The organism is Microcystis sp. MC19, from assembly GCF_003019735.1.
GTDB lineage: Bacteria > Cyanobacteriota > Cyanobacteriia > Cyanobacteriales > Microcystaceae > Microcystis.
On record NZ_CP020664.1, the window covers coordinates 1,769,359 to 1,794,239 of the forward strand.

The 24,881-nt window shown below is 42.1% G+C and carries 16 protein-coding genes and 1 pseudogene; 9 read left to right on the top strand and 8 right to left on the bottom strand.

Going from position 1 to position 24,881, the window contains the following annotated elements; all coding sequences use genetic code 11:
• Positions 1 to 52: 52 nt before the first annotated feature.
• The 4 genes from smc to B5D77_RS09055 all read left to right on the top strand — a co-directional run bounded on the left by smc (position 53) and on the right by B5D77_RS09055 (position 9,147).
• Positions 53 to 3,583 (top strand): chromosome segregation protein SMC, encoded by a 3,531-nt coding sequence (gene smc, locus B5D77_RS09040; RefSeq protein WP_106908693.1) that lies wholly within the window; start codon positions 53 to 55, stop codon positions 3,581 to 3,583.
• A 350-nt stretch (positions 3,584 to 3,933) separates the two neighbouring features.
• Positions 3,934 to 5,514 carry a photosystem II high light acclimation radical SAM protein gene (locus B5D77_RS09045; RefSeq protein ID WP_106908694.1) on the top strand — a complete coding sequence of 527 codons (1,581 nt, stop codon included), beginning with the start codon at positions 3,934 to 3,936 and terminating at the stop codon, positions 5,512 to 5,514.
• Positions 5,515 to 5,556: 42 nt separating this feature from the next.
• The gene (locus tag B5D77_RS09050) at positions 5,557 to 7,086 is read left to right on the top strand and encodes a WD40 repeat domain-containing protein (protein WP_008202872.1); all 1,530 of its coding nucleotides are present in this window, start codon (positions 5,557 to 5,559) and stop codon (positions 7,084 to 7,086) included.
• A gap of 180 nt (positions 7,087 to 7,266) precedes the next feature.
• Entirely contained in the window at positions 7,267 to 9,147 is a 1,881-nt protein-coding gene (locus B5D77_RS09055) for a DNA-directed RNA polymerase subunit gamma (RefSeq protein ID WP_004163413.1), read from the top strand.
• 40 nt (positions 9,148 to 9,187) lie between these two features.
• Here B5D77_RS09055 and B5D77_RS09060 read toward each other — a convergent pair whose 3' ends face one another.
• The 3 genes from B5D77_RS09060 to B5D77_RS09070 form a co-directional block, all read right to left on the bottom strand.
• The gene (locus B5D77_RS09060) at positions 9,188 to 9,604 is read right to left on the bottom strand and encodes a RidA family protein (protein ID WP_002771650.1); all 417 of its coding nucleotides are present in this window, start codon (positions 9,602 to 9,604) and stop codon (positions 9,188 to 9,190) included.
• 125 nt (positions 9,605 to 9,729) lie between these two features.
• Positions 9,730 to 10,236 carry a HEPN domain-containing protein gene (locus B5D77_RS09065; protein WP_106908695.1) on the bottom strand — a complete coding sequence of 169 codons (507 nt, stop codon included), beginning with the start codon at positions 10,234 to 10,236 and terminating at the stop codon, positions 9,730 to 9,732.
• On the bottom strand, positions 10,226 to 11,335 hold the full coding sequence (locus B5D77_RS09070) for a DUF262 domain-containing protein (protein ID WP_106908696.1): 1,110 nt from the start codon (positions 11,333 to 11,335) through the stop codon (positions 10,226 to 10,228). The genes B5D77_RS09065 and B5D77_RS09070 overlap by 11 nt, the downstream gene beginning before the upstream one ends.
• A gap of 90 nt (positions 11,336 to 11,425) precedes the next feature.
• Between B5D77_RS09070 and B5D77_RS09075 the strand changes: the two are divergent.
• Positions 11,426 to 11,613, top strand: a pseudogene (locus B5D77_RS09075) (hypothetical protein); the annotation flags it as partial.
• Here B5D77_RS09075 and B5D77_RS09080 read toward each other — a convergent pair.
• From B5D77_RS09080 to ileS, 3 genes are all read right to left on the bottom strand, one after another.
• A complete protein-coding gene (locus B5D77_RS09080) occupies positions 11,611 to 12,822 on the bottom strand; it encodes a ParA family protein (RefSeq protein WP_008202862.1) in 1,212 nt (403 codons plus the stop codon). The pseudogene B5D77_RS09075 and the gene B5D77_RS09080 overlap by 3 nt on opposite strands.
• Positions 12,823 to 12,832: 10 nt before the next feature.
• Positions 12,833 to 13,255: a hypothetical protein gene (locus tag B5D77_RS09085; RefSeq protein ID WP_008202860.1), complete on the bottom strand. Its 423-nt coding sequence runs from the start codon at positions 13,253 to 13,255 to the stop codon at positions 12,833 to 12,835.
• A gap of 103 nt (positions 13,256 to 13,358) precedes the next feature.
• Complete coding sequence (gene ileS / locus B5D77_RS09090) at positions 13,359 to 16,217, bottom strand: isoleucine--tRNA ligase (protein ID WP_106908697.1); 2,859 nt, start codon at positions 16,215 to 16,217, stop codon at positions 13,359 to 13,361.
• A gap of 209 nt (positions 16,218 to 16,426) precedes the next feature.
• Between ileS and B5D77_RS09095 the strand changes: the two genes are divergently transcribed.
• Complete coding sequence (locus B5D77_RS09095) at positions 16,427 to 16,999, top strand: Uma2 family endonuclease (RefSeq protein ID WP_039900140.1); 573 nt, start codon at positions 16,427 to 16,429, stop codon at positions 16,997 to 16,999.
• 270 nt (positions 17,000 to 17,269) lie between these two features.
• The gene (locus tag B5D77_RS09100) at positions 17,270 to 20,122 is read left to right on the top strand and encodes a UvrD-helicase domain-containing protein (RefSeq protein WP_106908698.1); all 2,853 of its coding nucleotides are present in this window, start codon (positions 17,270 to 17,272) and stop codon (positions 20,120 to 20,122) included.
• Between the two features lie 366 nt (positions 20,123 to 20,488).
• Here the strand turns inward: B5D77_RS09100 and B5D77_RS09105 are convergent, their stop codons facing one another.
• Together B5D77_RS09105 and B5D77_RS09120 are read right to left on the bottom strand one after the other, a co-directional pair.
• A complete protein-coding gene (locus tag B5D77_RS09105) occupies positions 20,489 to 21,220 on the bottom strand; it encodes a sugar transferase (RefSeq protein ID WP_008202852.1) in 732 nt (243 codons plus the stop codon).
• A 705-nt stretch (positions 21,221 to 21,925) separates the two neighbouring features.
• Positions 21,926 to 22,723, bottom strand: a complete 798-nt coding sequence (locus tag B5D77_RS09120) for an HpsJ family protein (protein ID WP_008202850.1) — start codon at positions 22,721 to 22,723, stop codon at positions 21,926 to 21,928.
• Positions 22,724 to 23,296: 573 nt separating this feature from the next.
• Between B5D77_RS09120 and pgl the strand changes: the two genes are divergently transcribed.
• Both pgl and B5D77_RS09130 read left to right on the top strand, forming a co-directional pair.
• Positions 23,297 to 24,019, top strand: coding sequence for a 6-phosphogluconolactonase (gene pgl, locus B5D77_RS09125; RefSeq protein WP_008202848.1), 723 nt, complete (start codon positions 23,297 to 23,299; stop codon positions 24,017 to 24,019).
• Positions 24,020 to 24,223: 204 nt separating this feature from the next.
• Positions 24,224 to 24,850, top strand: a complete 627-nt coding sequence (locus tag B5D77_RS09130; RefSeq protein WP_106908700.1) for an FHA domain-containing protein — start codon at positions 24,224 to 24,226, stop codon at positions 24,848 to 24,850.
• Positions 24,851 to 24,881 lie beyond the last annotated feature (31 nt).

Consider the following 24,881-nt stretch of genomic DNA (forward strand, 5'->3'; position numbering starts at 1 on the left):
CTTATCGATTCCAGCTGACAGCTGACAGCTTTCCTACTTTTTGCTTATCGCCATGGTTTACATCAAAAAGGTCGAACTCTCACACTTCAAATCCTTCGGGGGAACGACTCCTATACCCTTTTTACCGGGGTTTACGGTGGTTTCTGGTCCAAATGGTTCGGGAAAGTCGAATATTCTCGACGCATTGCTATTTTGCTTGGGATTAGCTACTTCCAAGGGAATGCGGGCCGAAAGATTACCGGATTTAGTCAATCACAGCTATAACAGTCAACGTCATAGTACCGAAGCGAGTGTCTCGGTGACTTTTGATATTGCCGATATTCCTGACGCAACCGATAGGGATTGGACGGTTTCCCGACGCTTAAAAGTGGCTAAGGGTGGCAGCTATACTTCTACCTACTATATCAATGGGGAAACCTGTACGGTTAGCGAACTTCACGACCAATTAAACCGTTTACGCATCTATCCCGAAGGGTATAACGTGGTGTTACAGGGGGACGTAACCAGAATTATCAGCATGAATGCCAAGGAAAGACGAGAAATTATCGACGAATTGGCAGGAGTAGCCGAATTTGACCGCAAAATTGAGAAAACTAAGGAGAATATCGATTCGGTTAAAGAAAGGGAAGAACGCTGCCAAATTATTGCCACAGAATTGCAAAAATCTCTGGAGAAATTAGCACTCGATCGCATTAAAGCCGAAAAATACCAAAAACTCAAGGCCCAAGTCCAAGAAAAACAACAATGGGAAATTGTCCTGCATTGGCAAAATCTCCAGCAGCGCTGCCAGCAAGTACAAGGACAAATTCAAGCTGGGGAAAGGGAAAAACAGGTTTTAACGGAGACTATCGCCAATTTATCCGAACAAATCGCCCAAAATAGTCAAGAATTAGAGAAACTCAATCAACAGGTCAAAGCTTTCGGGGAAGATGAACACCTGTCCCTAACTTCCCGATTAGCGAGTCAACAGGCCAAACGACAACAACAGCAACAACGACAAAAAGAGTTAGAAAACCTCGAAAAAGAATCTCAGGCACAGAAAACCAGACTTTTAGAGGAAATTAATCGCTATAATCGCGAATTAAACCAGATTACTGCCCAAAAAAGCCGTTTAGAAACTGAAATTTTACCCAATCTCCTACGGACAACCCAAACCGCAAGGGAAACCCTAGAAACCCATCGTCTGCAAGCAAGTAGTCTCGCGGAAGCGTCAGAAGCTTGGGTAAAAGAACAAAGTGACCTTTCCCGCAATATTACCCGTCTTCAGGAACAATTAAACCCCTACCGTAGCCAACGGGCCCAATTGACCGAAAGATGCGATCGATTGCAAACTAATATAGTAGAAGCTGGTCAACGTCTGCAAGAATTAGAGCAAGTTATTAGCACAAAAACAGAAGAAAGTCAAGAAATATTACAAAAAATTAATCAATCGGAACCCGATATCCAAAATTTAGCCCAAAAACTCACCATTGCCGAACAAAATCGCGTCATCAGTCAGGACACCCAAAAACGTCTGCTCAAGGAACAACGGGACAAACAGAGGGAATTAGATAAACTGGAAGCGACCAAGCAAGCGCAACAGGAGGCCCAGGGAACCTATGCTACTCAAATATTGTTACAGTCAGATTTGCCCGGAATCTGCGGATTAGTGGCACAATTGGGGGAAGTAGAGGAACGTTATCAAATTGCTCTGGAAATCGCCGCCGGAGGTCGTTTAGGTCATGTAGTCGTCCAAGATGATAGCGTTGCGGCTGCCGGAATTGCCTTGCTAAAACAGCGTCGCATCGGTAGGGCCACTTTTTTACCCCTGAATAAAATTCGTCCTCCCCGTCCCCAGGATATTTCCTCTCTGCGTCATGCGCGGGGTTATCTGGATTTAGCGGTGAATTTGGTTAAGTTTCAACCCCAGTATCGGGAGGTTTTTAACTATATTTTTGGCAGTACCGTGGTTTTCGAGGATATAGATTCTGCCCGTTATTATATCAATCAATATCGCATCGTTACTTTGGATGGCGAGTTATTAGAGATGACTGGCGCTATGACCGGAGGCAGCCAACCGACGCGATCGGGGCTACGTTTTGGTAAAATTTCTCCCAAGGAGTCTAGTGAAGCGGAATCTTTACGGGAAAGATTAGCAGAAATCGATCGCATTCTTACCCGCAACGAAGAAAAAATTACTCAAGTTAATAATCTTATCAGTCAGTTAACCCAACAGTTAACCGAAACCCGTCAAAGTCATCGGGAAAATCAATTATCTCTACAACAATTAAGCAAGGATTTACAACGTTTAACCACAGAAAAAGAGGATTTAACCCGTCAATTATCGGGTCAGCAAGAGGAAATGACTATTTCTCGTCAACGGTTAGAAATATTAACCAGAGAAATTCCTGATTTAGAGTTATCCTTACAGCAAGAACAGGAAAAATTAACTGCTTTAGAGGCCAATCATACCCATAGCGAATGGCAACAGGTACAGGGAATAATTCGCAGTCAAGAATTGCAGTTAAAAACCCAAGAAAATCACCTCGCTACAGTCCGCGAACAGTTAAAAGACCTGCAAAGTCAACAAATCAGACTAGAGGAAAAAAGTCAAGAGTCTGCGGATAGAATTATTGAGATTGAGAAAATAATCACCGATGCAGTTAATCAGAGAAATATCGGTAATCTGGAGATAGAAAAACTTGATCACCATATTTTAGAAATCAATCAAGCTTTACAGCAATTATCCCGACAACTAGGGGAAACCAAGCAAAAAAGAGACCAATTAGAGACAGTTTTGCGACAACAACAAAACCAGCAACAACAGGCTATCTGGCAATCGGAAAAGTTAGTCAACAATCAAGAGGAAAGACAAGCATTACTAACCACTTTACAGACAGAAATTAGTCAACTAGAAAGCGACTTACCTAATCCCTTGCCAGAAATTCCCGAAAGTGAGCGAGATTTCGAGAAAATTCAAAGCGATATTCGGCAGTTACAAAAGAAATTGGCAGCTTTAGAACCTGTGAATATGTTAGCTTTAGAAGAATACCAAAAAACTAAAGAGAGATTAGATGAACTATCAGAAAAACTGCAAACTCTAGAAGGAGAAAGAACCGAACTACTTTTACGGATAGAAAACTTTACCACCCTCAGATTTAATGCTTTTCAGGAAGCATTTACTGCTGTGAACGAAAACTTTAAGACCATATTTGCCACCCTGTCCGATGGCGATGGTTACTTACAACTAGAAGACGAAAATGACCCCTTTAATGGTGGCTTAAATCTGGTGGCACATCCGAAAGGAAAACCCGTACAGCGATTAAGTTCCATGTCTGGAGGTGAAAAATCTTTAACCGCTTTAAGCTTTATTTTTTCCCTACAAAGATATCGTCCTTCTCCCTTTTATGCGTTTGATGAAGTGGATATGTTTTTAGATGGGGCCAATGTAGAAAAATTGGCTAAAATGATTCAAAAACAAGCACAACAAGCGCAGTTTATTGTCGTTAGTTTGCGTCGGCCGATGATTGAAGCATCGGAAAGAACCATCGGTGTCACCCAAGCGCGGGGAACCCATACACAGGTACTAGGAATTAAAGTTTAACCTTAGACGCAAGTGGGGTGTGGGAATTATGAATTATGAATTATGAATTATGAATTATGAATTATGAATTATGAATTGGGGTGTGGGGAAGTGGGGTGTGGGGTGTGGGGAAGTGGGGAAGTGGGGTGTGGGGTGTGGGGTGTGGGGTGTGGGGAAGTGGGGAAGTGGGGTGTGGGGTGTGGGAAGCTTTTCAGTAAACAGTAAACAGTGAACTGAAAACTCACATCTGATAACTGATAACTGATAACTGATAACTGATAACTGATAACTGATAACTGCCAGACAAGCCGGACAAAGTTAAGTTATATTAAGATTACTCAGAATGCGTCCTCGTCCCATTCAGAAATCTCATGACTCAACCGCAAGCACAACGCATCCTCTACGTTAGACTCCCCTGTAACCCCATTTTCCCCATCGGTGTGGTTTATCTTTCCGACCACGTTCATAAACTATTCCCCGACATCGAACAAAGGATTTTTGACCTTGGCACCGTCCCCCCCTTAGACTTTAACCAGGCACTCGATCGCTGTGTTGACGAATTTCGGCCCACCCTGCTAGTATTCTCCTGGCGGGATATTCAAATATATGCCCCCGTCGGTGGTCGCGGTGGTAATCCCCTGCAAAACGCCTTTGAATTTTACTACGCTAAAAACCCCCTAATCAAGCTGCGAGGTGCTTTAGGAGGTTTAAAGGTGACAACCGCCTACTACGGCGAATTATGGCGCAATCAGGGACTAATTCGCCGTGGGCTGCAGCGGGCCAAAAAATACCATCCCGAAGCGCGAGTTATCGTCGGGGGTGGTGCCGTCAGTGTTTTCTACGAACAACTAAAAACCAAACTGCCCACAGGAACAATTGTATCAGTAGGAGAAGGGGAAACCCTGCTAGAAAAATTCCTCTCTGGCCGGGACTTTAGCGATGAACGTTGTTATGTGGTCGGAGAAACCACACCCCGGCCGCGTTTAATCCACGAATCCCCCACCCCGTTAGAAAAATCCGCTTGTAACTACGACTACATCGCCAGTATTTGGCCGGAATTTTCCTACTATTTCCAAGAAAACGACTTTTATATCGGGGTACAAACCAAGCGCGGCTGTCCCCATAACTGCTGCTACTGCATCTATACCGTCGTCGAAGGGAAACAAGTACGCATTAATCCTGCCGATGAAGTAGTTAAGGAAATACGCCAATTATACGACCGCGGCATTCGCAATTTTTGGTTTACCGATGCCCAATTTATCCCCGCCAGAAAATTTATCGACGATGTAGAAGAACTATTAGAAAAAATCCTCGCCGATGGGATGAAAGATATCCATTGGGCTGCCTATATTCGTGCCGATAATCTCACCCCGAAACTGTGCGATTTAATGGTAAAAACAGGCATGAACTACTTTGAAATTGGCATCACCAGTGGTTCTCAGGAATTAGTCCGCAAAATGCGGATGGGCTATAATTTGCGGACAGTTCTACAAAATTGTCGAGACTTAAAAGCGGCGGGTTTTAATGATCTGGTTTCGGTAAATTATTCCTTTAATGTTATTGATGAAACCCTGGAAACTATTCGTCAAACTATCGCCTATCATCGGGAATTAGAAAATATTTTTGGAGTCGATAAAGTGGAACCAGCCATCTTTTTTATCGGACTACAACCCCACACCCATCTAGAAGAATACGCCTTGAAAAAAGAAATTCTTAAACCCGACTACGATCCCATGAGTTTAATGCCCTGGACAGCCAAAAAACTGCTCTGGAATCCCGAACCTTTGGGGTCATTCTTTGGCGAAGTTTGTCTGCAAGCATGGCGACAAAATCCCGATGATTTTGGACGGGAAGTGCTGAAAATTTTGGAAGCAAGACTAGGGAAGGCCGATTTAGAATCCGCTTTAACCGCACCGATAGAAACTAAGGAAAAAGTCTTAATTCCTGCTTAAAAATTAATTTTAGTCAATCCCAAGGCGGCAATTAGCGTTACCATGAGTCTGAAATCAGGAGATGATCAAAATCCCTTTACCGGTAACTGCAAAATGACCGACCATCGCCTCCATGGGCTAGAATTAGCGGAATATATCGCCCTAGGATTAACCCTGCTTACCCTTATCGCCATGGGTGCGGGGTTTTTGCCTTTGTTCCTCCTAGTCGTGACTTTCGGGTTGAATATTCTCAATCGTCTCCGAGAAAGAACCCTGCAAAGTCAACGCTTAACCGAGATAACCGGTCATTTACAGGAGCAGTGGGAAGAAGAAAAAGAAGCTTTATCGGCCCAAATACAGTCCCTCGATCCCGCAGTGGCCAGCGATAACGACCTTGCGGTCGCAACGCGCTCGCTACGCGAGATCGCAGAATTAGAGGAGAATATTCTCGCCCTCGAACAGTCCTACAATCAAATTATTCAATACATCAACCGTAACGCGCTGCTGGAACGCATCGAACATCTGGAAAAATCCTACAGTCGCTTACAAAGAGAGATTTTGCCGCTTAAGGAAGAATCGGCGGATATTCCCGCCACCAAAGCGGAAAATGAGCCACAAATCACCCTACCTACCCTTAATTTAACTCCCACTTCCCCCCCTGTCCCCCATTGGCACTATTATCGCCGTCTGACCGCCCATCGGGAAATGATTACAGCGATCGCAATTACCGAGGATCAACGGTTTTTAATTAGCGTTAGTTGGGATCGTACCCTAAAAATCTGGGATTTTGCGAGAGGAACCCTGATTAATACGGTGGAAGCTCATGATCAGGGCATTTTAGCCCTAGCAGTCACCGGAAAGGGCGATTATCACCTAGCGACGGGGGGATTCGATCAAACCGTTAAATTATGGACTTTAGCCAGCGATGGCAGTAATCTGGAATTAGATCAAATTTTCCTCGGTCATCTCGGTTCGATTCACGGCCTAGATTTTGCCCCTCGGTGGCATTTTTTGGTTAGTGGTAGTTACGATCAAACCCTAAAACAGTGGAATTTAGAGCAGGAAAACGAAGAATTTAGCTCCTATGACAGTCTGGGGGCAATTTATGCCCTAGCAGTGGCTCCTAATCAAGATTTTATCGCCGCAGCTGGAGGTGATGGCACTGTCACCCTCTGGCAATTAGGATCGGGAGAAAAAATCGCCGTCTTATCAGGTAACGTTTCTTCGGTGCAGAGTATTGCGATCGCAGCCGATAGTCAGATTATTGCCGCCGGTTGTGTGGATGGGACGGTGAAGATCTGGCACTACCACCCGGAGAAAAGCGGTCATTTTGCGCCAATTCGGGTGATTAATGCCCATAATGGTCAGGTGACAAGCTTGGTATTTGCAGAGGAGGGTCAATGGTTATTTACTGGGGGAACCGACGGAGAGATTAAAATCTGGTTAGCCAATTCTCAACAGGCGATCGCAACTCTCACCCCTGCCGATGGGCGATTATCGCCGATCTCCAGTTTAGTTCTCAGCCCCGATTATTGCCACCTAGCGGCGGCCGCGGCCGACGGCAGCATCACCATCTGGGAAAATATCACTTAATGGTCGATCGAACTAGAAAAATTGTATAATGTAATGTCCCGGACTCGATCAGGCCAGTTTGACCCGAAGAAAAAGTGACTGAGTTAACTGTCGTTTCTGCCTAATAGTTGTCATCGGGGCATCGAGAACGCGAGAGCGATCGCTTATACCAGAATCATTACCCATAGTAAAAAATTCAGAATGAAGACTCCAACAGATCAAAGATTTGATTACGTCAAAATCGGTTTAGCGTCCCCCGAGAGAATTCGGCAATGGGGAGAAAGAACTCTACCTAACGGTCAAGTCGTCGGAGAAGTAACCAAACCAGAAACGATCAACTATCGGACTCTCAAACCGGAAATGGATGGGTTATTCTGCGAGAAAATTTTTGGCCCCTCCAAAGACTGGGAATGTTGGTGCGGTAAATACAAACGCGTCCGTCACCGGGGGATTGTCTGTGAACGTTGCGGGGTAGAAGTCACCGAGTCCCGGGTACGTCGTCATCGCATGGGTTTTATCAAATTAGCTGCCCCCGTCACCCACGTTTGGTATCTCAAAGGTATTCCCAGTTATCTCAGTATCCTGCTCGATATGCCCCTGCGGGACGTGGAGCAGATCGTCTATTTTAATGCCTATGTGGTTCTCGATCCGGGTAACGCGGGCAATCTTAGTTATAAACAACTCCTCAGCGAAGATCAATGGTTAGAGATCGAAGAAGAAATCTACGCGGAGGATTCGGAATTAGTCGGCATTGAAGTGGGTATCGGGGCCGAGGCTATCCAAAGACTCTTACAGGAAATTAACCTGGAAGAAGAAGCGGAAAGACTGCGGACGGAAATTGTCGAAAGTAAAGGGCAAAAACGGGCAAAATTAATTAAACGTCTCCGGGTAATCGATAACTTTATCGCCACGGGTTCTCAGGCAGAATGGATGGTTTTAAGCGTAATTCCCGTGATTCCTCCCGATTTACGCCCGATGGTGCAGTTGGACGGCGGCCGTTTTGCCACCTCTGACCTGAACGATCTCTACCGTCGGGTGATTAACCGCAATAACCGTTTATCCCGTCTGCAAGAAATTCTCGCCCCGGAAATTATCGTCCGCAACGAAAAACGGATGTTACAGGAGGCCGTCGATGCTTTAATTGATAACGGTCGTCGCGGTCGCACGGTGGTGGGGGCCAATAATCGCGCCCTGAAGTCTTTATCGGATATTATCGAGGGTAAACAGGGGCGTTTCCGTCAAAATCTCCTCGGTAAACGGGTTGACTATTCGGGACGTTCGGTTATCGTTGTCGGTCCGAAATTGAAGATCTATCAATGCGGTTTACCCCGGGAAATGGCGATCGAATTGTTCCAACCCTTCGTTATCCATCGTTTAATTAAATTAGGCATCGTCAATAATATCAAGGCAGCCAAGAAAATGATCCAACGGGGGGATGCCAATGTTTGGCACGTCTTGGATGAAGTAATCACGGGACACCCGGTGATGTTAAACCGCGCCCCCACCCTGCACCGTTTGGGCATTCAAGCGTTTGAACCGATACTGGTGGAGGGCCGGGCGATTCAGTTACATCCCCTCGTCTGTCCCGCTTTTAACGCTGACTTTGACGGGGACCAAATGGCCGTACATATTCCCCTCTCCCTGGAGGCACAATCGGAAGCGCGCTTATTGATGTTGGCCTGTCATAATATTCTCTCACCGGCGACCGGTCGCCCGATTGTTGCCCCTTCTCAGGATATGGTTTTGGGTTGTTATTATCTCACGGCCGAAAATCCCAAGGCCCAAAAGGGTGGAGGTCGTTATTTCGCCAGCATGGATGACGCTATTCGCGCTTTTGATCAGGGATTGGTGGATCTGCACGCTTCTGTGTGGTTGCGTTTACCAGTCGGAGAAAAGGTGAAAACCAATAAACCCGATGAGGAAGTCCTGGAAACGGAAACTCTCCCCGATGGCAGCATCTGGAAATATTATCGGGAGCGCAAAACCCGGGAGAAGGATGGTGAGATAATTTCTCAGTATGTGCGTACTACTGTAGGGCGAATTATCTACAATAAGACGATTCTAGAAGCTTTGGTGGTCTAGAGAGAGATTAGGTTAGGGTGGGCAATGCCCACCTTAATTTTTAGGCTAAAGCGGCAATACATTCTATTTCCACTAGCACATCTTTGGGAAGACGGGCCACCTCCACACAGGCCCGGGCCGGGGCAGTTTCCGGGGGGAAATAACGGGCATAAACTTGATTCATCGCCCCGAAATTGGCTAAATCCGAGAGAAAGACGGTAGTTTTCACCACATTTGACCAATTAGCCCCGGCAGCGGTTAAAATGCCCTCTAGATTGGCCATAACTTGTTCGGTTTGGGCGCTAATTTCCCCGGAGACGATTTCACCCGTGACGGGATCTAGGGGAATTTGTCCCGCAACAAAGAGAAAAGGACCGGTAGCGGCGATCGCTTGATTATAGGGACCCACAGGGGCCGGAGCTTTATCAGTACGGATGACCTGATTATTCATGGGCAGGATAGTTAAAAAAGATGACATTGAATCAATTGAATATTTTCCCAGTTTTTCGATCGCTTGCAGTTAATTTTCGCCGGTTAGGGGGTTTAATTTTGACTGATTGTCTTTGTCGAAGGTGCGCTAAAAGCGATTGTACGAGAAATAAGTCAACATTTATGACGTTGCAATTCTGCATCTAACTCTGTTAACAAAGCATATATTCTATCAAAATCATGTTGAGTTTTAGAAGGAGCGTCATAGGTTCTCAAAGTACCTTTAGTATGAGTATGAGCCGCTCGATTGCGACTTCTCTTTAGATTAACAAGATCACCTTTTAAAGCACTAATTTTACCGGTTTTTTCTAACTTTTTTTCGATTTTTTCTAATGTTGCTAAACCAATAACCATAATCAACATTTTTCTAAAAGCTTCATATTGAAAGTTAGAGTTAGGCTTAATAATCTCGTCTTTGATGAATTTTTGGTTAGCTGGGGACTTTAAGCATCGTTTAGCACATCTTAAAACTATATCATCCATAGTTTCCTCGATCCAGCCACATAATTCTATAAGAGCTAGTTTGGAATAAGAAGAAGTTTTTTGATTATCAGCTGTAGGGTCATTATAGAGTTGATCAAGCCTGTTTAACGTCTTGAATAAATAACTTTTAGTAATCATTACCAGTAGATGAAAAAATTTTGATAGATGTATTAATTCTCTCTAAAGCCTTATCTTTTTGATAAATACCACTAGCTAAATTTTTAGTTAAAAATGGTTCAGATTTTATTAATCTAGAATACTTGTCTTGTAATTCATCATTGGAGAGATTGACTAAAGTATCTAAATTTTTGGCAACTCCTAAAAGAATTCCTTCTGTAATAACTTTACTGGTTTTGATTGGTTCTCCTGTGGAAATTTTATCATAAATTAAGTCAACAGTTTGCTTAAATAATCTATCTTTAGATTGAATAAAATCTTCATGAGCCAATCTATGTTTATACATATAATCATTTAAAAATCTGGTCAATTTCCCCTTGTAGTTGTGGTATCCATCATAAAAAGCAAAGAAACGAAGCACTAATTCTTCATCTTCAAATCGAGATGCTTTTTGATGCTTTCGATCCATCAGCAAAAGCCAGTTTTCATATTGAGCGCATTCTTTTAAAAAAGTATTAAACTCGCCATTATAGATACAATTTCTGATCTCCTGATTATTAAGTTTTACTCCACCGGTATTTAAGCGATGGAAAATGTTAAAAATATAATTATTATGAGCTTTTTTGCTGGAGTCATAGCGAATCATGGTGATGGGAATAGTCATATTTTCTACGCGTTCATATAATTCTTCATGCTGAGTTTTTATTTCCTCAACTGTTTTTCCAGAAATAGACGAATCTACATCGGGTAATTTTGATAGCTTCCAATCTTCAGTAGTTAAAAATTTGACGATGGTAGTAATTCGTTGTAATCCATCGATGATATAGCGTTTATCTGTCTTATAGTCAAGACTAATACACATACTAGGAATCGGTAACTGTTTCATTAAACTATCAATAAAACGAGTTTGTTGTGGATCAGTCCACACCACATCTCTTTGAAAATATGGATCGATAACCAATTGTTTTTTTTGATACATTCTAACTAGATCAGAGCAGGATCGCTGCTCATTGTAAGCAATAATATCTACAGGAGGAAAATCCACATCATCTTCTTCCTCTAGATACTTTTCTTCTTCGGCTGCTAGTAATTTCTCTTCTTGACTGAGATAATTAACCATAATTTTTATCCGTCCTAATATTGCCAATTCAAAAATGAAACGCACGACTCCTTAAGAGTTGACAGAAAAAGGCTCATCAGGTACTGTCTGATCAATACAACAACAGATCAGACCCAAAAACGAAGCCGCCAACATCTTAACATAGAACAAAGAAACTTGCTCTATCAAATTGGTCAAGAGGGAAATTTATCTCAATGGCAAATGGCAGCTGGGATGTCATCAAAGCACGACCAAAGCGAGAATTAAGAAGGAATCAAGGTTCCCTCGGATGCTATCTACTGAAAATTGGTATCTTCATCGATTAAGTTAGCAATGGGAGTATAATAATCCAGTAATCCAGTGACAGGATAACGGTCTGCTAGAGCGATCGAGGGAATATAAGGTATGATTAGATAGTCTTCTGAATCTATATCTAAATCATGATCGGTAGTTTCATCTATATCTATATTTTTGTCAATATGTTTTTGTAAAATTTGCCAAGCATGAGTAACTTTAGTTATTCCTGTATCACTTAAATCAGGAACGGGTGAAAAAACAAAATTAAGCGAAAGTCGGCCAAAAGAAGTCAAAGATTGCAAAAGAAGCTCGATTCCTTTTTGATTTTGTTCGTTAGGAAATAAAAAAATAATTGCTTCGTTGGCTGCCTGTAGTAAAGATAAAGCTCCCCATTCATTGATTCCAGTACACGAATCTACTAAGATAAGATCAGGTTTTAACTGATTTTGAATCTCTCGACTAAAATTTGACCAGAGTGTTTCCCCATTATCGAGAATTGTTGTTGCTCGCAGATCATCAACTTTAGTAATGTAATCAAGACTCAAATCACCCGCAGGAACAATAAATAGTCTTCCCGTTGCATCGGGAATATTAACTTCTCCAAATATTTCAGTGATATTAATCTTTGCTGTTACACCTTTTGGTAAATAGGATTTTTCATAAAAATAGTCCACAATTCCGTATTTCGGTGAGGGATTTAAGGGGAAAGCTGTGCTTAACCCCGGTGCTTCTAAATCCAAGTCAACAGCTACTACTTTACGACCTCGCATCGCTAAAATCCAAGCAACATGAATTAAAGCAGTTGTCCTACCTACTCCCCCTTTAAAAGAATAAAAAGTTACGGTTCTAGGAAGACAAAGTTCAGGAGAAGACGGTGATTGATTTTGTGGATTAGCTGACCACAAGGCTAAATCTTGCCAAGTGTGAATTGATTTTTCGTCCAGAAGTTGTGGAGCTTTTAGATCGAGAGAGGCTGCCTCCTGAATAGTATATAAAGATATAAAACCTAAAGATTTATGCTGTTGTTCTATGTCATTTTTAACTGCTTCTCTTCGCTGAGTTGTTGATAAATTTTCAAACTTATCACTGACGATAGTTATATTCAAAAGTCCAGCAGTAGATACATTGAGATCAACCCATTCTTGTGCTTCTTTTTGAACATATATATCTGTTAATTTTTGTTTCAGTGATCTTAACCAAGTTTCTGACATAACTATCTCCTTAAAGTTGAGTAGCTTGTTTCTGAAGCCATCTTTTCAGACCTGTATAAGCTGATAACCACTCTTTGTATTTATCGTCATTCGGTTCACTGCTGGAATAACGCATATCTATAAAATTTTGACTAGGATTTTCTACTATATTAATCCATTTTATCACGTCTGGATAATTTTGAACTCTCGAATAGAGACGATTATTACTTTTTAGAGCAGCTGTCAAACTGTGACCCGGATTAGTTATGGTATGTCCGGGGTTATTGGACTTAGTTTTCCATTCTTTATTGGATACCGAAGCTAAGATCATAGATTTCAGCAAACATTCGATCGTAATACCTCCAAAGTGCATAGCAGCTATTTTCCTATTAGATTTACACAGTATTTCTGTATCTTGATGACGTTGTAAAAAAGCTGATTGGTAATCTTCCATCCCTAATTATCTATTCCCTAGAGTTAATACCTGTGAATAAGTTTTTAGCTGAGTATTAAACAAGGGTACTTTATTAAACAATAAAGCACCCTTTTAATTTAGCTTAGAACTCTCCTTTTAAAGCGGCATTACAGCGCTCGCAAATAGTGGGATCATCGGCAAATTTTCCCACTTGAGTGGAATAATTCCAACAGCGATCGCATTTTTCGCCGTCTGCTTTGACGATTCCCACCGAAACAAAGTCGGATTCTCCTTTATATTCTGCGGTTTGAATCGCGCTAATATCACTGACTAATTCCACTTGGGAAGAGAGAAATAGATAACGCAATTCATCAACTTTATTTCCCGTTAAACTATCACAATTGTTGAATAATTCTAACTCCTGTTGTAAGGTTTCATCGGGAACATAAAGTAAAACTTTTGCCTCTAAAGAAGCACCGATCGCCTTATCATTTCTGGCAGTTTCCATCACCTTATTAACTTCGGTGCGTAGCTGCCGGAATTTGGCCCATTTATCGGCCAATTGGCGATTATTCCAAGCAGGATCGATGTTTAGCCATCCTGACTCAAATACCGATAAATAAGGAGTTTTGTAGGGTAGAAATTGCCAGATATCTTCCGCTAGATGAGACAGGACCGGAGCGATCGCTTTAGCAAGATTTTCTAAAGCAATAGCATAAACTGTTTGACAACTGCGACGACGGAAAGAATTAGGATCGGAAATGTATAAACGATCCTTAGCAATGTCGATATAAAAGTTAGATAAATCGACAACACAAAAATTCTGTACCGTCTGGAAAAAGCGGAAAAATTGGAAACTTTCAAAAGCTGCCGTTACTTCCGTAAACACTTCCGAGATACGATGTAACATATAGCGATCAATCTCCGGTAGTTCTTCATAAGCTACCGCATCCTTAACGGGATCAAAATCATTTAAACTCCCCAGTAAAAACCTGGCAGTATTCCGGATTTTATTACGGATATCTACCAACTGTTTAAGAATATTTTGACCGATATTCACATCATTGGTATAGTCCACCGAGGACACCCATAACCGAATCACATCTACCCCATAAGCGGGTTCTTTTTTCTGGTCTTTACCACCATTAATGATCACATTGGGATCGATGACATTACCCAGAGATTTACTCATTTTTCGTCCTTGTTCATCCAAAACAAAACCGTGAGTTAACACCGTTTTATAGGGAGCAATACCATTAGCAGCGACACTGGTTAATAAACTCGATTGAAACCATCCCCGATGCTGATCCGATCCTTCTAGATACATATCCGCAGGATAACTTAATTCTGGTCGAGCATTAGCCACCGCATTCCAACTAGAACCAGAATCAAACCACACATCCATAGTATCCATTCCCTTGCGATAACTGCGACCATTATCGCGATAACTGGGAGGCAATAATTCCTCTACAGATAACTCCCACCAAGCATTAGAACCCTTGACTGCGAAGATAGCTTGAACGTGATTAATCGTCTCCTCGGTTAACAGAGGTTCATTCGTTTCTTCGTCATAAAAAACAGGAATAGGAACCCCCCAACTGCGCTGACGAGAGATACACCAATCGCTTCTTTCACTAACCATAGAAGTGATGCGATTCTTACCGGTTGCAGGAATCCAACGCACCGAATCAATTGCTTCTAAAGCTAATTCCCGGAATCCTTCCACGGAAGCAAACCATTGTTCTGTTGCGCGGAAAATTGTCGGTTTTTTGGTTCTCCAATCGTAGGGATATTTATGCTGATATGCTTCTTCTTTGAGTAAGGCACCCTTTTCTGTCAGTGCTAAAATTATCGCTTCATTAGCATCTTTCAGGACATTTAACCCCGCAAATTGTCCCGCTTCTGCGGTGAAATTTCCCTTATCATCCACGGGAGAAAGTATCGGTAAACCGTAACGTTGGCCGACGATATAATCCTCCTGACCATGGCCGGGAGCAGTATGAACTAATCCGGTGCCGGAATCAGTGGTGACATAATCCCCACCGATGAGAATAGCACTTTCTCTGTCAAACAAAGGATGACGATATTTAGTATGTTCTAATTCCAGACCTTTAACCGTTGCTTTAATCGTCAAAGTCCTGTTAAAAGTATCGGCCAATTTTTCGACTAAATCCGTCGCTACGATTAGATAATTAGACTCGCTAGTTTCTACCACTGAATAGTTTAATTCTGGGTTTAATGCGACGGCTAAATTCCCGGGTAAAGTCCAAGGGGTAGTCGTCCAGATAGCCACGGATAAATTAGGCAAAAATGGCGTTAAAACCGGGGTTGAAACTGATGTGATCGGGAAAGCAACATAGACACTGCGGGAAGTGTGACCTTCGGGATATTCTAATTCTGCCTCAGCTAAAGCGGTTTGAGAACTAGGACTCCAGTGAACCGGTTTTAGTCCCCGATAAATATAACCTTTTAGGGCCATTTTTCCGAATACGGCAATTTGAGCGGCCTCGTATTCAGGTTGTAGGGTTAAATAGGGATTTTCCCAGTCTCCCCAGACTCCATACCTTTTGAAACCTTCACACTGTTCTTTTTGCGTTTGAAGGGCAAAATCGTGGGCTTTCTGACGTAATTTCAAAGGGGTTAGACCCTCTTTTTCCGAGCTTTTGAGACTTTGTAAAACCTTTAGTTCGATCGGCAACCCGTGACAATCCCAACCAGGCACATAGCGCACTTTGTAGCCTTGCAGCAGTTTATATTTATTGATAATGTCTTTGAGAATTTTATTTAAAGCATGACCGATATGCAGAGACCCGTTAGCGTAGGGTGGTCCATCGTGGAGAATAAATAATTCTTTGGGGTTATTTTGCGCTAATTTCTCATATATTTGCTCATCTTGCCAGAATTTCTGGATTTCTGGCTCACGTTTGCTGGCATTTGCTCGCATATCAAAGTCAGTTTGGGGCAAATTAACGGTATCTTTGTAACTTTTAGCGTTGGACATTCTAGCAAACCTATGGATATCAATCGTTTTCGGGATTCATTCCTAAATAACGTCCCTTTGAGAGTCGTTATCTCTAGTCTGTCACATAACTGTAATATAAATATTACAAGTGACAATCATCGATCTATAAGTCTAGCGAGATTGTGTCCAAGAGCGATGATTCCGAAAGGCTATAATTCAGTTATTCAAGGATAGGGAGCATGGGGACGATGGTGACGAATCCTAATTTTTTTTATGTCTCTCCAGAAGTGTATCTAGAAGGGGAAAGAGTCAGTCCGATCAAGCATGAGTACCGAAAAGGACGGATTTATGCGATGGTAGGCGCAAAAAAGCCCCATATTGTCTTAAATACAAATCTAGCCACTTTATTGAGTATCCATCTCGATGATAGTCCCTGTCTTGTTCTCACTTCCGATATCAAAGTCCGGTTAGAGGAGGCAAATTGTTATTATTATCCCGATATTGCGGTGGTTTGTGACGAGAGAGAGATTAACAATACCGATGATTTTATTCTCTATCCCGTTCTGATTATTGAAGTATTATCGAAATCTACGGAATCCTTTGATAGGGGTGATAAATTTAGCGATTATCAAACCTGTCCCACCTTAAAAGAATACATTCTTATTCATCAAAATCAGATGAAAATTGAATGTCACCGTCGCGAGGATTCGGGAGTTTGGCAAGAACAGATCTATGAAGCGGGAGATGAGGTAGAATTTACCAGTGTAGGATTCCGGGGATCGATCGCTTCTATCTATCGCAAAGTCCCCGGTTTGGTATGATTGCCATTCTTTCTTGACATCGCACTTTTATGTGTCTAGGGATAGGGGGATATCTGTCTCCCTTTGCCTAAAAACCGAGATTATCAAGCATTTAATTCTATTTATCACACCTCTAGGAAGTTTTCCTTTTCGGTAGCTGTTCGTCAATACCAATTTAGGTTATACTTTATGTCTATGGGAAGCGATCGCTGTTAGTTTCCCACTGTCCTAGGGAACAATAAACATAGCTGAAAGACAGCACTCGATCATGTAAGGTCAGGTGAGGTGACAATGGATAAATCAAACCTAAATAAGCAATTAGTAATTAATAATATTCAGGAATTTGCCGAGCTTGTTGGTAATTATGATCAAGCTTGGAAGCTTCTTGTGGGTAAAAAGGTTAGTCGTATTCGTGCAGAAGTGAAATACAAAGGGAAAAAGACGGGGATAAAAGGCACTAAGAATTATAAATATGGACAAATCATCAACATAAAATACGAGGATGATACCGTGTCTGTGCATATTAAGTATCAGCGTAATTTTTTTGCTGAATATAAAATCGAGAAAATTATTAATCAATTTAGTGATATATTTCCCTTTATTACCGTACAAGAAATTTTCCAAAAAGTACCAGAAATAAAAAATAAAATACTAGAGGAGATTTATCAAACTCTTGAATATGATTTCCTTAATGTCAATAAACTTTATCAGGAAAGATTGTATAAATATCTGACTAAGGAAGAATTTGGACAAGAAAAATATAGATTTGTGCAATCTTGGCTAGAAAAAAATCTAGGAAGAAAACCAGATTTAGAGCAGTCTGTAGCCATTGGAGAAGTTAATAATAATATCCAAGTCTTAGCGCGTGCGGGGAGTGGCAAAACTAGCACATTAGTCAACAAAGCTTTATTTTTGCAGAAACATTGTGGTATTTTACCAAGGGAAATATTAATACTAGCTTTCAACCGCAAAGCAGCCGAGGAAATAAGAGAAAGAATTGAACACAATTCAGCAAATAACATTCCCTATGTGATGACATTCCATGCTTTAGCTTATGGGTTAGTTCACCCAGAAGAAGAACTAATTTTCGATCAATCCGGTGGGGAACAAAGAAAAAGCAAAGCTTTACAATCAGTAATTGATGATCACCTCAAGTCTCCACAGTATTTCTCAAAGATTCGTGATTTAATGATGGCTAAGTTTCGCGGAGATTGGGAAAATCTAGTTAGAGGTGGTCATTTATTAAATCGAGAAGAAATGTTATCTTATCGTCGTTCTCTACCCAGAGAAGGATTAGATGGTAGATACTATAAATCCTTTGGCGAAAAGGCGATCGCAAACTTTTTATTTGAGCATAATTTATTCTATAGCTACGAACGTAACTATGATTGGAATGGCATAAATTATCGGCCAGACTTTACCATATTTACTGGCAAAAATCAAGGAATTATTATTGAATATTTTGGATTACAGGGTGATCCAGATTATGACGAAATGTCCGCAAGAAAACGTCAGTTTTGGCAAAATGCTCAAAATCAAGCTCGATGGCAATTTCTTGAATTTAATCCTGGGGATATAAAAGCATCACAGGAGCAATTTGGTAATTTACTGAAGCATAAACTTGAAAGTTTTGGTTTACTCTGTAATAAACTGAGTGAAGATGAAATTTGGGCAAAAGTCAAAAGACGCTCGATCGATCATTTTACCAAAGCGATGGTTCAATTTGTGCAACGCTGTCGCCAGCAGTTTTTAACCACTGAAGAATTAGAGAATAAAATTTTTAATCATAATTGTCTAGAGGAATTTGAGTCACAGTTTCTAGAATTAGGACAGGTTTTTTATCGAGCGTATCTAGAAAGATTAAAAGCTACAGGAGAAGAAGATTTTGACGGATTAATGCAAACAGCATCTAAATTGATCACCTCTGGACAAACAATTTTTAGACGGAAATCCAGTGGGGGTGATTTAAGATTACTTAAATATATTTTAATTGATGAATATCAAGACTTTTCCGAACTATTTTACCGCTTGATCACAGCCATTAGACAGCAAAATTCTCAAGCTTGTTTTTTTTGTGTAGGGGATGATTGGCAAGCTATTAATGGTTTTGCTGGCTCAGATCTTAACTATTATCAAAACTTTGCTAATTATTTTCCCAATTCTCTAAAATTAAATATATCAACAAATTATCGTTCAGCCTCTGCAATTGTCACCACAGGAAATAATTTGATGAATGGTTTAGGAAAACCCGCTCAACCTCATAAAAAAGAGTCGGGATTTGTTAAACTGGTTGATCTACAAGATTTTGAGCCAACCCCAAGAGAGATTGAAGATCATAATGGGGATCATATTACTCCTGCTTTATTACGTTTAATCAAGAAGATTATTATTGAAAATAATCAAGAAGTGGTTTTACTCAATCGCAAAAATAACCTGCATTGGTTTGTCAATTATCAAAATAAATTAGAAGACTTTCTTAATGCAATCCGTGGATATCTCCCCGAAAATTTGCGAGATCATTTGACTATTTCCACATCCCATAAATATAAAGGATTAGAAAAACAAGTTGTTATAATTTTAGATGCGGTTAATCGTTCCTATCCTTTAATTCATCCCGATTGGGTTTTTACTAGAATTTTTGGCAGTCATCCCGAGGGAATTGTTGCCGAGGAACGTCGTCTTTTTTATGTGGCTATCACCCGTGCGATCGAGCAACTCTATATAATTACAGAAAGTCCTAACTATTCGCCCTTTCTTGCCCATTTAAATCTGAATAAAATTAATTGGCAAGAATATCCAATACCAGGAGATAATTCAAAATATATAACTATTGAAATCGGCAATCAAAAAGGGAAGGGTTCTCACCCGACTATTCAGATTAGAGACTTGCTAAAAGCTCAAGGATATAAGTGGAATTCCCATCAACATCGACAAATTTGGTATCGTCATGATTTAAGGGCTAGTTTCACCACGGTGGATGATTTCTTCCATCAGTCTTCTTGGTATGCTATTGCTGATGGAGTTGAGGTGTGTTTTTATGACGATTTTCGCAATTTATTATGTGTTTGTCACGTTAACAATGGACAGCATGATTATCTGAAAGCACCGAATATTGAGTTATATTCTCAGGATTTAGAGCCTTGACATACTCCCAAGTTATCAATTGTTTCTCCCCGCTCCCCTCTCCCCTATCACCCCACTTCCCCCCGCATCGCGTACGCAGTAACCACCCCACTGTCCTATACTTTTTAAACAGGATTTAGTATTACTGTGATCATCTTTAAGTAGGTAGGCGTTAAAAGTTGTCAGATCCCCCCGCCTATCGGCATCCCCCCTTATCAAGGGGAGATCAAGGGGGGATTAAAGGCAAAATCCATTTTTAATTTAATTATAACCAGCTACTTATCAAAAAAAGAGGAGAAAAAAGCAAGTTTTGCCCTTCTCTCCTCCAGTCTAGCGATTCATTACATTGAAACAGCAGTGAGTAATTTTTAATTACTATCCACCGCTTTAGTAAGCACCATTATTTTTGGGAAAAACCACAACACCGATAGTTTTGAAGACTACCCAGATATCGGTTAACCAGTTACGGGAATTAACGTAATACACATCCATCTGCACCCGCATGGGATAGGGGATGTCATTACGTCCAGAAACTTGCCATAAACCAGTTAAACCGGGGCGAATAGTTAAAACTTTGTCGATGCGATTGCCATATTTCTGCAATTCTTCGGGAACTAAAGGCCGCGGACCGACGACGCTCATATCTCCCCGCAGGACGTTCCAGAATTGGGGAAACTCGTCTAAACTGGTTAAGCGGAGAAATTTGCCAATCCAAGTTATGCGGGGATCGTCCTTCAGCTTGAAATTATCCTCGAATTCCGCTCGCAGTTGGGGAGAGTCTTCCATCAGTCTCTCTAACACCTTATCGGCATCCATTACCATAGTACGGAACTTGATACAGTTGAAAGGCTGGAAGTTTTGACCGACGCGCTTCTGCATATAGAAGACTGGACCGGGGGAGCTAATCGCGATCAGTAAGGCTAAGATTAAATAAAGCGGCGAAAAGAAAATTAGAACCGATAGGGAGAAAACGATATCGAATAATCGTTTTGAGGTATCGCCGTCTAAAGCTATTAACCAAGATTTTTGATGCCGTCTACCAGAGACCGAAGGTTTGAACCCTCGCTTCATCAAAGCTTGTAGAGCCTTGACGGAGATAAGTTGGCTATTAGCAGTCATCTTACTCCTTCACATCACACACACCACACAGTAACCATGATAAAGCCACAAGACTGAAAAAACAAGTCTTCTGGCCAATAACTGGCACGGGTTATTTTAGAGCCTTTGTACTGAAAAATTTCTGATTAGGGTTTGCGGCAAAAAGTTCCTGGCTGGGGTTAGGAGTCAGTCCCGATGAAAAAATTTTCACCCCCACAGATGAAAGAGGTTTCCTTCCCTACACCCGTTCGGACCTCGGCGTGAGCTTTTGTCGAACGCTGAGCTCACGGCCGAAGCCCACACCCTACACCCTTTTTCCAGTCAGGAGTCAGTAGCCGGTCGTCAGGAGGGGAAGTCAGAATAACAGAATGACCTTGCCCACTGGCAAGCAGAACCCTTTGCAATCGCCTCTGGAAAGTGCAAGGGTTTTGAGTCTCTCGGATCGATTTCTCAACCTTCGTTTCTGGCACTTTTTTGGCTAAAAAAGTGCCAAAACCGTTTTCTAGTAAGGCTTTCAGTAATTTTCAGCAAAAATTAATTATGCAACAGGTTTAATAGATAAAAGGGCATCATTTGCTGATACCCTTTGTGGCTGAATATTTAAGTAGTCACAGATTTGACCCTAAGGATGAAGTATGTTCTTATGTGCGCTCGTCTCCTGACTCGGAGAATTCTGACTCCCGAAAACGAAAACTTTATACTTCATCATTAAGATAAATCCCCTGCTTAGGCAGTGCGTTTTTTCATACTACCTAGTTCTCGAATGCCTAACCAACCGATCAAACTATAGCAAATCGATAGCAACATACTTTGAATACCAATTCTTAACCACTGTTTCAAAGCCTCCAAGTTAGCTTGGCTTTCTGCCTGTTTTCGCCGATCTTGCAGCTGAGTTTGTAGCTGATTTTTGATCTCATCTAATCGCTGTTTAAACTCCTTCGGTTTTTTGGATAAATCCCGTAAATTAGTTAATTGTTCTCTTTGTTGACGTAGGGTCTGTAACTGTTCTGTGCTGATCGTTTGTCCTTGGAAACGACCAGTTTCAATTACTTGATTTCTCTGAGAGATCTGCTGTTCTAATAGTTGGGGATTTTGCGATAGAGTATTCAACTGGGCTAAGAAAGCCTGAATTTGTCCCTCTCCTTGATCAACACCCTGTTCAATTTGAGTCAAAGCGTTGTTTTTAATCTGGTTGATATTATTGATGTGAACAGGAATCATCAACAGAAAAACTAAACCCAACAGTGTAGAAAGAATAAAGATCGGCCAACGCAATTCAAAGCGGGATTTCCTAGGAATAACATCTCTATCTCTATTGTTAGCTTCAATCCAGTAAGCAATTAAAACGAGAATGATACCCAGGAGAGGAACAATTCCTCGATCAACAAAGGTGGTGACGAACCCTACCTGCCATTGGGATTGACTGAATTGATAGGGCAGCGGCAGGATAAACCCATCCAAAAGGAAGGAAATAATGAAAACCAATCCCGTTAATTTCAGGGACAAAGAAGTAAAGCTGTTCATCGCTGTTTCTGTAATGGTATGTCAATGAATAGATTCATTAGTCTGTTTAAAAGTTCTCGCTGGGGATTCCCAGAAGGATTTTGCCGAGAGGCCCTCTGACAAACTGCAATTTCTAGTTAACTCTCGTTTAACCTCCCGCTAAACCCTACGTTAAACCCTTCGGCTTGTCAACCCCTGTCGAGAATCGACTTTAGAAATATTACCTCAATATGGTATCGGTAAACTTATCCCTGTCAAAGAATAGCTCTCTCGCAAAAATCAAAAATCTTCCTTTAGCTGAGAAGACGGTCGCCAGGAGGAGAAAAAAGACAATAGAAAACTATAATATCGATAAAAACTAAGATTATAGCAAATTTATCCGAATTTTTAGATATTTTGACCCGATAGCACTTCGATAACTTACTTTTGCCGCAGGTCTAATAAAATTTTCCCAAGCTCTCAGACTGGGTTTCCCCCCGTATCTCTTACCTAAGACAGAGGCTGTCAAAGGATAAAATTTTCCCAAGCTCTCAGACGAGTCCTGAATCGTTAGCCTATAGTAAAGACAGCCCCCCTGAGTCGATAACAAAACCCATGCAGAAATTGGTGGAAATTTTAGCCGATAAACAAGCTCTGATCGCAAAATCTCTGGCGCTGGTTCTGGAAAAAATCACAACCAGCCTCGACCAACAGGACCATTTTACGATCGCTCTGTCCGGCGGTAGCACCCCGAAACCTCTCTACGAAGCTTTATCCTCTCAACCCCTCGACTGGTCAAGAATTCACGTTTTCTGGGGAGATGAACGCTACGTTAGTCCCGATCATCCCGACAGTAATCAACGCATGGCCCGGTTAGCATGGCTCGATCGCATACCGATCCCGGCCGCTAATATTCATCCTATGCCCACGGATGACCCCGATCCCCACCGGGCTGCCCAAAAATACGATGATCATCTCCGCCAATGGTTTGGGGTCAATTCGCCCGATTTTCCCGTTTTTGACCTGATTTTATTGGGAATGGGCGATGATGGTCACACCGCCTCTCTCTTTCCCCACACGGCAGCTTTAACGGTCAGCGATCGCTGTATCACCGTCGGCGAGAAAGATGGTAATCCCCGCTTGACTTTTACTGTTCCCCTGATCAATCAGGCCCGTTGTGTGATCTTTATCGCTGCCGGCGAAAGTAAACGCCCCGCTCTACATGAGATTTTCTCTGCCTATGGTGACTCTTTCTCCTATCCTTCCCGTCTGATCCACCCCCCGGCCGGGGAATTATACTGGTTACTCGATGCCGCCGCCGGTTCCTCTTTTGTCTAGAGAATAGGGAAATGGGGGAATAGGGAAATGGGGGAATTCAACTAAAACCCCAACACCCCCCGCAACGCGCACGCAGTGACCACCCCAACACCCCCCGCAACGCGCACGCAGTGACCACCCTAACACCCTAACACCCCAACACCCCAACACCCTAACACCCTAACACCCTAATCGGCTTTTTTAGTTTTTCCTTTTTTCTTAAAAATGATCGTTTGTCCCAATTGCGAACATACTAACCCCGATGAGGCCACTCAATGCGAGGCCTGTTACACTCCCTTGCCACGGATGTCTTTCTGTCCTAGTTGTGGGGCAACCATCCAAACTGATGCCACCTTTTGCGGTCAGTGTGGCTACAATTTACAGCCTAATTCTGTCCCCATGGTGGCAGCCGAGGCCGAACCTGAACCTGAACCCGTCCCACCGGTCCCTACAGCCACCGGCGCCTCGATCGCACCTCCTCCTGTTGCCCCCCCACCGGTTCCGGCTGCCACCCGCCTACAGATGGAAATGGCTAGTCTCCAGCACCTACAAACCGATAGCAAAATTGAATTACCCCTACATCTATCGGTAATTCATATCGGCAAACCTAACGCTCGCATTCCCCCCGATATCGATGTTTCCGGTTTTCCCGATTCTGATATCGTCTCCCGGGTTCATGCCGATATCCGCGTCGAAGGAGGCATCTATTACCTCGAAGACAGCGGCAGCGCCAACGGAACCTACGTTAATCACACTCCCCTACCCCCCGGCAATCGTCATCGTCTCCGTGCTGGCGATCGTATTTCCCTCGGTAAAGGGGACAAAATGACTTTTATTTTCCAAATGTCTTAAAAGGGTACAGGTGTTAGCGGTTAGGGGTTAG